Source organism: uncultured Blautia sp. (genome assembly GCF_902497045.1).
In the GTDB taxonomy this organism is placed as follows: domain Bacteria; phylum Bacillota; class Clostridia; order Lachnospirales; family Lachnospiraceae; genus Blautia_A.
This window is the reverse complement of sequence record NZ_CABVDF010000066.1, coordinates 1-12,738: the sequence shown is the minus strand read 5'-3', so window position 1 is coordinate 12,738 and position 12,738 is coordinate 1. Positions and strand designations below refer to the sequence as shown.

10 protein-coding genes are annotated in these 12,738 nt (G+C 44.5%); all 10 read right to left on the bottom strand.

The window, feature by feature from the left end:
• Nucleotides 1–89: 89 nt before the first annotated feature.
• Nucleotides 90–1,799, bottom strand: a complete 1,710-nt coding sequence (locus tag RDS42_RS06740) for an ABC transporter substrate-binding protein (protein ID WP_308782959.1) — start codon at nt 1,797–1,799, stop codon at nt 90–92.
• 113 nt (nt 1,800–1,912) lie between these two features.
• Nucleotides 1,913–2,890 (bottom strand): oligopeptide/dipeptide ABC transporter ATP-binding protein, encoded by a 978-nt coding sequence (locus RDS42_RS06735; RefSeq protein ID WP_308782958.1) that lies wholly within the window; start codon nt 2,888–2,890, stop codon nt 1,913–1,915.
• The gene (locus RDS42_RS06730) at nt 2,883–3,878 is read right to left on the bottom strand and encodes an ABC transporter ATP-binding protein (RefSeq protein ID WP_308782957.1); all 996 of its coding nucleotides are present in this window, start codon (nt 3,876–3,878) and stop codon (nt 2,883–2,885) included. The genes RDS42_RS06735 and RDS42_RS06730 overlap by 8 nt, the downstream gene beginning before the upstream one ends.
• A gap of 1 nt (nt 3,879) precedes the next feature.
• Nucleotides 3,880–4,935: an ABC transporter permease gene (locus RDS42_RS06725; protein WP_308782960.1), complete on the bottom strand. Its 1,056-nt coding sequence runs from the start codon at nt 4,933–4,935 to the stop codon at nt 3,880–3,882.
• A 42-nt stretch (nt 4,936–4,977) separates the two neighbouring features.
• On the bottom strand, nt 4,978–5,889 hold the full coding sequence (locus RDS42_RS06720) for an ABC transporter permease (protein WP_308782956.1): 912 nt from the start codon (nt 5,887–5,889) through the stop codon (nt 4,978–4,980).
• Between the two features lie 359 nt (nt 5,890–6,248).
• Complete coding sequence (locus tag RDS42_RS06715) at nt 6,249–8,036, bottom strand: nitric oxide reductase activation protein (protein WP_308782955.1); 1,788 nt, start codon at nt 8,034–8,036, stop codon at nt 6,249–6,251.
• Entirely contained in the window at nt 8,029–8,946 is a 918-nt protein-coding gene (locus tag RDS42_RS06710) for a MoxR family ATPase (protein WP_308782954.1), read from the bottom strand. Before RDS42_RS06710 ends, RDS42_RS06715 begins: the two co-directional genes overlap by 8 nt.
• Before the next feature lie 18 nt (nt 8,947–8,964).
• Nucleotides 8,965–11,079 carry a glutamine synthetase III gene (locus tag RDS42_RS06705; RefSeq protein ID WP_308782953.1) on the bottom strand — a complete coding sequence of 705 codons (2,115 nt, stop codon included), beginning with the start codon at nt 11,077–11,079 and terminating at the stop codon, nt 8,965–8,967.
• Between the two features lie 31 nt (nt 11,080–11,110).
• Nucleotides 11,111–12,013 carry a YegS/Rv2252/BmrU family lipid kinase gene (locus tag RDS42_RS06700; protein ID WP_308782952.1) on the bottom strand — a complete coding sequence of 301 codons (903 nt, stop codon included), beginning with the start codon at nt 12,011–12,013 and terminating at the stop codon, nt 11,111–11,113.
• 163 nt (nt 12,014–12,176) lie between these two features.
• Complete coding sequence (locus tag RDS42_RS06695; RefSeq protein ID WP_308782951.1) at nt 12,177–12,644, bottom strand: nucleoside deaminase; 468 nt, start codon at nt 12,642–12,644, stop codon at nt 12,177–12,179.
• Nucleotides 12,645–12,738 lie beyond the last annotated feature (94 nt).

Sequence of the window (12,738 nt, the reverse complement as noted above, 5' to 3'; positions counted from 1 at the left end):
ATCTTTATAAAAAAAAGAGAAGCAGCCCTCTCTTTCTGTATCGGTCAGAAAGAAAGCACTGCCTCTTTTTTACTTATATGAAATCCAGATTATCTTCCAAACTGCATATCGTTGTTTCCAGATTCTGTCTCCCACATTTCAAGCATGTTGATCGGGTCGTTGTAATCTGCAAGCCATCCCTCACGGCAGAAGTCGAATTTGCCCTGTTTTCTCTCGTCAAGGAATACAGACCACTCACGTGTCTCAACAGTTACGTTGATACCGATTGCTGCAAAATCCTGCTGAATGGACTCACCAATCTTAACATTGCCTTCTGCATCGTTTGTAAGGTAAGTCATGTTGATCGGAGTATCTGCAGAAAGCATGCCGTTTTCGTCAAACTGATATCCAGCGCCTTCAAGAAGCTTTCTTGCTTCCTCCAGGTTTGCTTCATAAGCCTCTGGGCTTGGATCAAAGTATCCAACTACATCTTCCATCGGATAGGTATAAGCATCGTCATTTACACGGAACTCACCGCCGTTGCCGTCTCCCATTCCTGTCGGGATGAAAGTATTAGCAATTTCCTGATCAGCCTGTGCAATGGTGTCAACAATGTACTGACGGTCGATGAGAAGAGACATAGCCTTTCTCATGTCAGCAGCCTGCTGTACAGTCTTGCCTGCAAACAGCTCGCTGTTTACATTAAATCCTGAATAATAGGTTCCCAGTGTAGGAACATTATGATACTCTTCTTTTTCTTTTGCTGTTGCCATCATATCTGTTGCAATAGTATCGATGAACTGAAGGGATCCGTCCTCAAATGCATTCCAGATTGCTGTATCATCAGCACTAAGCATGAACTGGATCTTGTCCAGAGATACTTCATCTGCTCTGAAGTAGTTCGGGTTCTTCTCATAAGTCATGGACTCGTTGTGTTTCCACTCTGTACAGGTCATCGGACCGGAAGTAACAAATCCGGACTCAACGCACCATGCACCCGGGTTCTCAGCAGCGCCTTCTGCAGACTCTACATTCTGCTGCGGTACCGGATAGAATGCCGGGAATGCGCACAGATCAAGGAAGTATGCACATGGAGCTGTAAGATGTACAGTAAATGTCTTTCCGTCTTCGGAAGCCTCGATCTTCAGTGTTCCGTCATCATTCTTTGCAATGATGTCTGTCAGGTAAGCATAGTCAGCACCTGTCTCCGGATTGGCAAGACGATTCCAGCTGTATGCAACATCCTCTGCATTCAGCTCTTCGCCGTCAGACCATTTCAGTCCGTCTCTTAAAGTGAACGTATACATCTGTCCGTCTTCGCTCATTTCATAGCTTTCTGCCAGTTCCGGAATAAGCTGTCCCTCTGCATCATAAGAATACAGACCGGAAAAAGCAAGGATTGCAAGGCATGCACCGTCAACTGTAGAGTTCAGAGCCGGGTCAAGCTTGTTCGGCTCAGCTGCAACCTGAAGGCTTAAAGTGTTGTCCGGAGTTTTTGCATATCCGAAATACTTGAAGCCGAACAGATTGCAGTAGATGTTCTCTACATCTGTTTTCTGCATGTACACGTCGTTGTAGTAGTACAGCGGAACAACTGCCCATGTGTTCATAAGCTCGTCCTCTGCCTCATGCATCAGCGCCTCACGTTTAGCCAGATCTGTCTCTGTTCTGATCTCAGCGATACGTGCGTTATAAGCTTCCCATGCCGGAGCTGCTTCGCTGGATGGTCCGTGCTCTTCAGCAGCGTATACAGTTGCCCCCCCTACGGTGGTCACTGCCATAGCTGATGCCAGAGCCAGTGCTGCAAGTTTCTTCTTCATAAAAAATTCCTCCTATCTGGATTTTTTTACAGTTTTCACTGTATTTTATACAAACACCACACAAATACTGCACGGTAATTGTATTCCCTTTGTTATGGTTTTATGCCTTGCTTTTATTTATTGAAGCAGGCTACCATGTGTCCATTGCCTCTGTCTGTCAGTGTCGGACACTCCTGTGCACAGCGTTCCGTGGCATATTTGCATCTTGTACGGAATGCACATCCCTTCGGCATATTGAGAGGGCTTGGAACATCTCCCTCCAGAATAATACGCTGACGTTCTTTTGCCATTTTGGGATCTGGATACGGAACTGCACTTAACAGAGACTGTGTATACGGATGAATCGGAGACGCATTCAGATCATCTGCATCTGCAATTTCTACAATACGTCCCAGATACATAACTGCAATACGGTCAGAAATATGATGAACAACCAGAAGGTCATGGGCAATAAAAAGGTATGCCACGCCAAGCTTCTCCTGAAGTTCTTCAAACATATTGATAACCTGTGCCTGGATGGAAACGTCCAGGGCACTGACTGCCTCGTCACAGACGATAAAACGCGGATTCGTTGCCAGAGCCCTGGCGATACCGATACGCTGACGCTGACCGCCGCTGAACTCATGTGCATAACGGGTTGCATGTTCGGCATTCAGACCAACCAGTTCCATAAGTTCAAGGATACGGTCACGGCGTTCCCCTTTGCCGGAGTACAGTTTGTGTACGTCCAGAGGCTCTCCGATGATATCCTCTACAGTCATACGTGGATTCAGTGAAGAATATGGATCCTGAAATACCATCTGCATCTGTTTTCTCATATGGCCTATGCTGTTTTTGTCTACTCTTTCTCCGTCAAAGAACACATCTCCGGAGGTAGGAGTATATAATCTAAGAAGAGAACGTCCTACGGTTGTTTTTCCGCAGCCGGACTCTCCTACAAGGCCAAGTGTCTCTCCGGCTTTAATATTAAAAGATACACCATCCACTGCTTTCAGTGGAGTTGTCTTCATAAAACCGGTCTTTATGGGAAAATACTGTTTCAGGTTATTGACCTCAACCAGATATTCACTTTTTTTCTTCATTTCACTCATTACTCTGTGCCTCCATCTGTTTCTTCACATTCATCCAGCAGGAAGCGAAATGACCGTCCGGCATCTGCATTTCCGGCGGAATCTCCTCAATACAGATCTTCATGGCATTTTCGCAGCGCGGGCAGAATGCACAGCCCTTAGGCATATTCAAAAGGTTGATGGGCGTTCCCGGAATAGGAACAAGCTTTTCACCCATACGGTCTACACTTGGGATTGATTTCAGGAGTCCCTTTGTGTATTCATGGGAAGGACGATAGAAAATATCCTCTGCCGTTCCCCTCTCGCATACACGGCCGCCATACATAACAATGATCTCATCGCACATATCTGCAATTACTCCAAGATCATGAGTAACCATAATGATCGCCATTCCCAGCTTTTTCTGAAGGCTCTGCATCAGTTCCAGAATCTGTGCCTGAATTGTAACATCAAGCGCAGTAGTCGGTTCATCTGCGATCAGGATATCCGGTTCGCATGCCAGAGCCATGGCAATCATCACACGCTGGCGCATACCGCCGGACAGCTCATATGGATACTGTTTCACACGTTTTTCCGGCTCATTTACACCTACAAGAGTCAGCATCTCCACAGCGCGGTCCATAGCTTCTTTGCCTTTACGCGGTGTGTGAAGCTCAATGGCTTCTTTTAACTGATTTCCGATGGTGAACACCGGATTCAGACTGGTCATAGGATCCTGGAAAATAATGGAACAGCATTTTCCCCGGAATTCCCGCATCTGTTTTTCTGTAAATTTTGTAATGTCCTCTCCTTTATAAAGAACCTGGCCTTTTTTGATGCTTCCGTTCTTTTCGAGGATCTGCATAATTGAATAAGCGGTAACACTTTTTCCGGAACCGGACTCTCCTACAATTCCCAGGATCTTACCCCTGTCAAGATTAAAGGAAACACCGTTTACCGCCATGACCTCTCCTCTGTCTGTATGGAAAGAGGTATTTAAGTCTACGACTGAAAGTATATTCTCACTCATCTTAGTCCCTCCTCAGTTTCGGGTCAAAGGCATCGCGGAGGCCGTCGCCCAGTAAGTTAAATGCAAGTGTGATCAGACAGATCATAACAGCAGGGAAGATCAGCTTATAAGGATAAGCAGTCAGACCTGCACGGCCTGCATTTGCCAGAGAACCGAGAGAAGGCATTGGCGCCTGTACACCAAGACCGATAAAACTTAAGAAACTCTCAGTAAAAATAGCTGACGGAATCTGAAGTGCGCCTGCTACAATGATAACACTGACACAGTTCGGAAGAATATGTTTCCGGATGATACGTCCTGATTTCGCGCCGCTGATCTTGGCAGCCAGAACATATTCGTTCTGCTTGATGGTCAGGATCTGTCCTCGTACCATACGCGCCATTCCGGTCCAGTACAGAAGACCAAATACAATAAACATGGAGATCATGTTTGGTCCCAGTTTTTGAAGAAAGGCAATATTATCTACCTTCAGTGTCTCACGGAGCACCACGGAAAGCAGGATTACCATCAGCATGTCCGGAAGGGAATAAATAATATCCACAATACGCATCATTACCAGGTCAACTTTTCCGCCAAAGTATCCCGAGATACTTCCATAAAGAACACCGATGATCAGTACGATGATGCTGGCAAAAAGGCCAACTGCCAGGGATACTCTGGTTCCGTAAATAACACGGACAAAGTAGTCACGTCCCATCTCATCTGTTCCCATAATATGAGGGAAGACCTTTCCGCCTTCTTCCATATATTTCTGCTCCAGCTGTGAATACTCAAAAGGAGCCATATTGGAAGCTGTCTTATCTCTTCTTCCGTTTACTGTAATGATCTGAGAATAAGAATACGGAACAATATGCGGTACGATAAAGATCATAGCCATGATCAGGATCAATACTACGATACTTCCCATAGCCAGCGGGTTTCTTCTGAGTTTCCGCATACCATCTTTAAAGAAAGAGGTGGACTCGCTCATAACGTCCTGCTGTTTTTTCTCTTCATCCGTTGCTTTTTCAAATTTTTTCAAATCAATCTGGAAGCTCAATGGCGATTTTTTCGGCATTTCATCCAGATTCTTACTGGTGTTATCCACGTAGTTACCTCCTTAATCCAGTTTAATTCTCGGGTCGATCATCTTGTAGACGATATCCGTGATCAGGTTCATTGTTACCATCAGAACTGCCAGGAAAATAGTAGTTCCCATGATCAGAGGATAATCTCTGTTCGTGATGGCCTCTACAAACTTTGCACCAAGTCCGCCGATGGTAAAGATTTTTTCCACAACAAGACTTCCTGTAAGGATAGATGCTGTCATAGGACCTACATAGGTAACAACCGGGATCAGAGCATTTCTCAATGTGTGCTTGAAGATAGTCTTCAGCTGAGATACACCCTTGGCTCTTGCAGTACGGACATAATCCTGTCCAAGCACGTCCAGCATACTGCTCTTGGTAAGACGTGTTATGTATGCCATCGGGTAAGCAGCCAGCGCGATCACCGGAAGCAGATAGTTCTGGTTGTCCGGGCTCCATACAGGCACCCATTTCAAAGTAACGCAAAATACCAACAGTAAAAGCGAGGCAAACACAAAGCTTGGAAGCGACGTGAATAAGGTCGAAAAGAAAATGATCAGCCTGTCAGGCAGATGATTTCTTGTAAGAGCTGCAAGACTTCCGAAAATCAGCCCCAGTACCAGAGCAGTCAGAATCGCCATTCCTCCCAGCTTCGCTGATACCTTAAAGGACTCAAAGATTGTTGTCTTAATGTCACGTCCGGTTTTGGCAGAAACACCAAAATCTCCATGTGCAAGGTTCTTCATATAAAGAACAAACTGCTCAGGAACCGGTTTGTCCAGATTGAATCTCTTCTCCAATGCTTCTTTTACTTCCGGAGAAAGCGCTTTTTCACCGTCAAAAGGACCGCCTGGAATAGCGTTCATGGCAAAAAATGTAATGCCGCATACAATAAAAACGGTGACAATGGCAAGGAGAACTCGCTTTGTAACGTATTTTCCCACGTAAATACACTCCTTTTTTCTTTTTTCTGACAATATCAGGGATACTTTTCTTTATTTTTTGTTTTTTGGAATCAGTATAAAAAAAGTACGTCTATTTCTTTCTTTTATCACTTTAGTGTAAACATCTGTCCATGTTCAGCGGACATGACCGGTAAAAAAAATAGGACTTCTCCAGATTCCGCTTCAGCCCTTTATTGCATTTTCACATTATATCTGATTTCACAAAAATATTCAATTGTTTTTTTGCTTTTTCCATATTTTTTTACAAAAAACCTTTTGTTTCTGTTGCTTTTAAATATTTTTTCACGAAAAAACAACCTGAACAGAACTATAATGCTTTACGTTCTATCAGGTTGCTTTTATACTTCCATCTGTCTTTTCAGATATCTCCCTACAATTTTCGAGAAATTTCGGATATCGCGAATGTAAGCAAAATCCTTGCCAAAAATTTTCTTTTCCGTAGTAAGGTCTTTTTCTTCTCCTGCAAATACACCCAGCACACTGACATCCAGATTTCTGAGCCGCCGTACTTCTGTCCCTGTATCGGAGATTGCCATACTTCCCTGATAAGGCTTGGGGTTTCTGGCATTGGGACGGTTGACGATCACATCATAAGGTCTTCCGTCACTGAGTACGATCAGGATTTTTTTCTCTTCCTCCCGCTGAAGCAGTCCATACCCTGCTGTTTTCAGGGCAAGTCCGTCACGGTTGTTGGAGGAAGTCACATAATTGAATATATTGTCGTTTTCGGTACGGGGATCATCATATTCTCGAAACCTGTGAAGGATCGTATAATCCCAGAAGGTACAAAAACTCATTACTCTGTGAGGGATTTCCACATTACTGAGAGCCTCACTGATGATATATGCCTGAAGAGCCACCTCACCCTGACGGCTCATCTGCGAACCGCTGGCATCGATCAGGACATCTACCACAAAATCCGCCGCATCTGCTTTCAGTTCTCTCTGAAACACAGTTGCCTCGCTGCTTCTTCCAATACGCCATAAGCGGGACGGAAGAATAGTTCCTCTGTCAGAAAGTACAACCTGCTCTTCGCTTCTCAAAACCAGTGATTTCCGCAGCATATCTGTCAGTTCCGCAATATTGTGCTTCACGATCCTGTGCTTGTCATGGTACAGCCAGATGTTTTTATTCCGGAGACGCTTCGCATATTCATACTGATAGTTTCTTTTGACAGGATTTTTCAGAATTCCCTCTGTAAAATAAAGGCTGCAGTCTCCATGGACGCCTTTACACATCAGACGGTTCATCCTTTTTTCTTCCAGTTCTGTAAGATAAGTTTTTCCGTAATTCAACTCCACATAAGTATGCGCCTTTTCCAGAGCTTCCTGTGACACCACTGTTATCTTATGCTTTGCCTGACGCTTTTCTTCCATGGCGTCTGTAACAGATGTATCTTCAATTCCGGTAATCTGCCCGGTCAGCTGTTCCACATAGCTTTCCAGAGCATCCTCATAAAGCTCCTCCGTAAGAAAATCCTCCCAGGAGTATTCCGTCAGTTCTTTTAAGGTAACCGCAAGCACCCGTTCCAGATTTCCGTGAAGCTTTTCAAACAGGGGATCTGCCAGCCTGTTGTAAAGCTCATCCACAATCCGGATCAGTTCCATGGTATCCTCTGCTTTTTCTGCGCGCAGGATCAGATCCATATACGGACGCAGGCGTTTTTCCACCCGAAAATCTTCTCCGTCCAGCCTTCTGCGCAACACCGCGATCTTCAGTCTTGCCAGAAGATCTCCCGGATCAGGCATTTCCTCAAATTCCTGATCCAGGATATCTTCAAAAGCCTGCTTCTGCATAGACCGTACTCCAGGACGCTCCTGACAGATTTTTTCTCCTACTGCTTCTTCGATACAAAGCTGAGCGATCAGTGTAAGTTCACTTTCCTTCGCCTGAAGAAACACTTTTTTTACCAGGTACATTCCCATAGCATCCCGGTCATAATATCTGGCAAACGCACCCTGTTTGATCCCGTCATAAAGAGCAATGTCTCCGGATCTTAAAAAAAGGGAAATATCCGGTTTTACCGAAAGCCCATAATCTCCGCTGACAGTCCAGAGAAGATTCCTGATCCTGTTTCCCAGCTCAAAACGGCTGTCGTCAATTTCCAGATCATCTTCTTTATTCATAGACGTCCTCTCTTGTCCAGTCTGCCGGGATTCTGGTACGGACTACATCCTCCACGATCTCTTTTTCAAAAACATCAAAGGTTTTATTTACCACGCCCATCTGAACAGCCTTCCAGGGAGTCAGTCCTGTGTCTACGATCTTCATAGCGGCCAGAAGCCCCCTCAGGTCCAATGGTTTGGTAGATATTTCACTGTTAAGGGCTTTCAGCTGGAGATCCAGAAACACGCCGATAAACTGTTCCACTGCTTTCCTGCGTGCATTCGGAAACATCCTTTCAAAAATAAAATTCAGAGATTCTTCTGTCTGGGCCGGCATATCAATAACCATAAAACGGGATACCAGTGCTTCATTCAGTTCCTTTGTTCCGGCATATCCATAGTTCATGGTACCAATAAATCTTGCTGCCGGATGCAGCTCTATCCTGTCATATCCCGGCACGTCAATAGACCGTCGGTAATCCAAAGTGGCATGAAGCACAGACACCGCATCATTTTTTGCCATATTGATCTCGTCCAGGATTCCAAAACCTCCGTATTCCGCACACTGATAGATACTTCCTTTGCGCAGTTTCACCTCATTATCTATAAAAGTGTCGGTACCGATCAGATCACCGCTGTTTGTATTTACATGAAAAGAAACATTATAGGAAGGTCTTCCAAAAATATAAGCAAGATTTTCTGCCAGAATATTTTTTCCCGTAGCCTTAGGTCCTGTAAGGAGAAGATTTTCTCCCTGGAGAAGACCTGCAATAGCCATCTCCAGGATATCTTTTCCATAAAAAGGAATGGAAGGCTTCACGATCCTGTGTACTGCTTCCTCTGCTGTTCCATATGTATTTCGGAATGTCTCAATCTGGCGGATCAGCGCCGGAGAGACTTTCTGTTCCTCCAGAAATTTTAATTCTTCCATTCTTTTCTCCTGATTTTGTCAGACTTCAAATATCAGATCTCCGTAGGAAGGCATTGGCCACATTTCTTTGTCCACAAGCATTTCCAGCTCGTCCACTGGTTTACGGAGTTCTTCCATTGCTTTTACCACCTTTTCCCTGCAGTATACCGCACGTTCTCTTCCTTCCGGATAATCGCCGATATGAGCAACTGCATCGGCCAGAACACCCATTGCTTTATCTGTCTCAGACAGACGGCTGGAGCATTTCTCAAGAAGGGAGGTCTGGACACCTACATCTACTGCCGCTGCCGCACGGACTGCATTAATAGACTGGGCAAGTACCGTTGTATATTTGATCACCGCCGGAATGATCTGTTTTGTAGTGATATCCAGCATGGTCTTTGCCTCAATATTAATGGCTTTTGCATAAATTTCATACTGGATCTCTGCACGGGATTCCAGCTCTGCTCTTGTAAATACATGGAATTCTTCAAACAGGCTTACTGCCTTCTCTGTTGTAAGCGCCGGGATAGCGTCCACCATGGAAGGAAGATTCGGAAGACCTCTTCTCTCTGCTTCCTCTGCCCACTCCGGAGCATAACCGTTGCCGTTGAATACAATCCTCTGATGATCAGTGGCATATTCCTTGATCAGATCATGGACAGCCAGTGCAAAGTCCGGAGCTGCCTCCAGCCGGTCGCAGGCCTCTTTGAACGCCTGAGCCGCAATCGTATTCAGCACAACATTACACTCGGAAATAGAATCTCTGGATCCAACCATACGGAACTCAAACTTGTTTCCGGTAAAGGCAAAGGGAGAAGTCCTGTTTCTGTCTGTAGCGTCCTTCATAAAATCAGGAAGTGTTTTTACACCGGTATGAAGTTTGCTGCCTTTTTTGCTGTGTGTTGCCACACCGGTACTGATCAGCTGTTCCAGCACATCCTCCAGCTGTTCTCCCAAAAATACTGAGATTACAGACGGCGGCGCCTCATTTCCTCCCAGACGGTAATCATTTCCAACGTCTGCGGCAGATTCTCTGAGAAGATCTGCATGGGTATCCACTGCTTTCAGGATACATGTCAGCACAAGAAGAAACTGAACGTTTTCATGAGGGGTTTTGCCCGGTTCCAGAAGGTTGATTCCATCGTCTGTTGTCAGAGACCAGTTATTGTGCTTACCGGAACCATTTACCCCTGCAAAGGGTTTTTCGTGAAGCAGACAACGCATTCCATGACGGCTTGCCACTTTTTTCAGGATGCGCATCATCATCTGGTTATGGTCTGCCGCAATATTTGCCGGCGCATAAATAGGCGCAAGCTCGTGCTGGGCCGGAGCAACCTCATTGTGCTGCGTCTTGGCAGTGATTCCCAGCTTCCAGCACTCTTCGTTTACTTCTTTCATATATGCAGAGATCCGCTGACGTATAGTTCCAAGATAATGGTCATCCATTTCCTGTCCTTTTGGAGGCATTGCCCCAAATAAAGTCCTTCCTGTATAAGTAAGGTCTTTTCTCTGCAGCCATTTCTCTTTATCGATCAGAAAGTATTCCTGCTCGGCTCCAACAGAAGGAGTAACTTTTTTGGAAGTTGTGTTTCCAAAAAGACGGATCAGACGAAGCGCCTGTTTATTTACTGCTTCCATGGAACGAAGAAGAGGGGTTTTCTGATCCAGTGCCTCCCCTGTATAGGAACAAAAGGCAGTAGGAATGCAGAGAATACCGCCGGCTGCGTCATGGCGCACAAAGGCCGGTGAAGTACAGTCCCAGGTAGTGTAGCCTCTGGCCTCAAAAGTGGCACGGAGACCTCCGGAAGGAAAGGAGGACGCATCCGGCTCGCCTTTGATCAGTTCTTTTCCGGAAAAACTTAAAAGAACCTTTCCGTTTTCCATTGGCGCAGTAATGAATGCATCGTGCTTCTCTGCTGTCACACCTGTCAGCGGCTGGAACCAGTGGCTGTAATGTGTGGCTCCTTTTTCAATTGCCCATTCTTTCATTTCATGAGCAACCACATCTGCAATTTCCATGGAAAGCTCTTTTCCCTCTTCTATGGTCTTTTTTAATTCCTTATACACTTTCTTGGGAAGTCTCTCCTGCATAACAGAATCATTGAATACATCACATCCAAAGAGTTCTTTTACGTTTGTATAGTCTGACATTGCCTTTCTCCTTTATGTTTTGTGTTTTCACTTAATTTTTCTTTGTACTTTTCAGATACAGGTTCAGTGCCTTGTGAAGGTTTTCGATTTCCACTCTTGTCTGGTTCCCCCCAAATTCTCCGTCCAGAGTCCAGGGTACCTGTTCTTCTGTTTCTATTGTGATCTTTCCTGTTTTAAAAGAATATACCAGATCTGTATTATCCTCTGCCATTACCAGCGCAGTCATGATTTCCTGCAGCTCCAGAGGATTTTTGGGTTTTACAATAAGGGTAACTTCAAAAAGCCCGTCATTCATATCTACATTTTTACCTGTAAGATTTTTAAAACCTCCTACAGACCGTGAATTTGTGACCATCCCCACCATAAAATCATTTTCTACCTGAACTTCATCTGAAGTTACTTTCATATGGTAGGATTTAATATCAAACAGACGCTTTACCCCTTCCAGAACATAGGCCACATGGCCGAGGATATTCTTCAGATCCTGGTCTGTTTCGTAAGATACATCTGTAAAAAGACCAAATGCTGCCACATAGGCAAAGGTCTGGCTGTTAAATCTTCCAATATCGCAGTGATACAGTTCTTCTTCCATGATCATGGAGGCAGCCTCTGCCATATTTTTCGGCATAAAAAGACTGTTGGCAAAATCATTGGTGCTTCCAGCCGGAATATACCCGATCGGAACAGCACTTTTCATTTCCATGATACCGGTTACCACTTCGTCCAGGGTGCCGTCTCCGCCGCTGCATACAATCAGGTCAACCTGATCTGCATACTCTTTTGATTTTTCATAAGCATCTTTTGGTCCCTGGGTGGAATGAATAAGCACCTCATAGTTATTTTTGTTAAAAATATCAATAATATCAAGCAGGTGTGCCTTGATTTTTCCTTTTCCTGCCTTAGGGTTAAAAACAAAGAGCATTCTCTTTCTCACAGTCCCATCCCCTTTCGATCATTGTGCCGCCTGCTGAAACACAGGCATATTCGTTTATTATGATACAACAAAAAAGAAAAAATGCCTAGAGTTAAATTTCTGTCAAAACCGACAGATTACTGCCATCCATTTTCTTTATTATAAGAACCAAAATCGCCGGACCTCATCCTTTTCTGTGTGACTTAAAATACTCTTCCAGAACTTCCAGACTTTCTTTTCTCATAACTCCCGATGTTACCTGCGGTTTCCAGGGTGATCTTTCAAATATAAGATCTGTACATAAATTTCCTTTTTCTCCCAGAATCTTACAAAGATCCTCATCAGAAGCTCCATACACCAGTCTTCCCAGCTTCACCCATACCATAGCACCGCAGCACATAAAACATGGTTCACAGCTGGAATACATAGTGTATTCACTTAAATCCATGATGCCTGTCTCTTTACAGAATCTCCGTATCAGTCCTGCTTCTGCATGGAATGTAGGATCCGTGGCAGTGTATATCTGATTTTCATTGGTATATACGATTTCTCCATTTTTTACAAGAACTGCGCCAAAAGGTTCATTGCCATGCTCCACAGCAAGGGCTGCAAGTTCAATGGCCTTCTTCATAAATCTTTCATCTGCTGTCATAATATCCCCTCTGATTCTCTCAAAATAATAAACACATGTATTTTACCATAGGTAGAAACAACTTACTAACTAAATACTTTTTAGCTATTCAAAA

Excerpts from the sequence above, each read along its gene's own strand:
- RDS42_RS06740 (WP_308782959.1), bottom strand. The coding sequence starts at position 1,799 with ATGAAGAAGAAACTTGCAGCACTGGCTCTGGCATCAGCTATGGCAGTG.
- RDS42_RS06735 (WP_308782958.1), bottom strand. The coding sequence starts at position 2,890 with ATGAGTGAAATGAAGAAAAAAAGTGAATATCTGGTTGAGGTCAATAAC.
- RDS42_RS06730 (WP_308782957.1), bottom strand. The coding sequence starts at position 3,878 with ATGAGTGAGAATATACTTTCAGTCGTAGACTTAAATACCTCTTTCCAT.
- RDS42_RS06725 (WP_308782960.1), bottom strand. The coding sequence starts at position 4,935 with ATGCCGAAAAAATCGCCATTGAGCTTCCAGATTGATTTGAAAAAATTT.
- RDS42_RS06715 (WP_308782955.1), bottom strand. The coding sequence starts at position 8,036 with ATGAATAAAGAAGATGATCTGGAAATTGACGACAGCCGTTTTGAGCTG.
- RDS42_RS06710 (WP_308782954.1), bottom strand. The coding sequence starts at position 8,946 with ATGGAAGAATTAAAATTTCTGGAGGAACAGAAAGTCTCTCCGGCGCTG.
- RDS42_RS06705 (WP_308782953.1), bottom strand. The coding sequence starts at position 11,079 with ATGTCAGACTATACAAACGTAAAAGAACTCTTTGGATGTGATGTATTC.
- RDS42_RS06695 (WP_308782951.1), bottom strand. The coding sequence starts at position 12,644 with ATGACAGCAGATGAAAGATTTATGAAGAAGGCCATTGAACTTGCAGCC.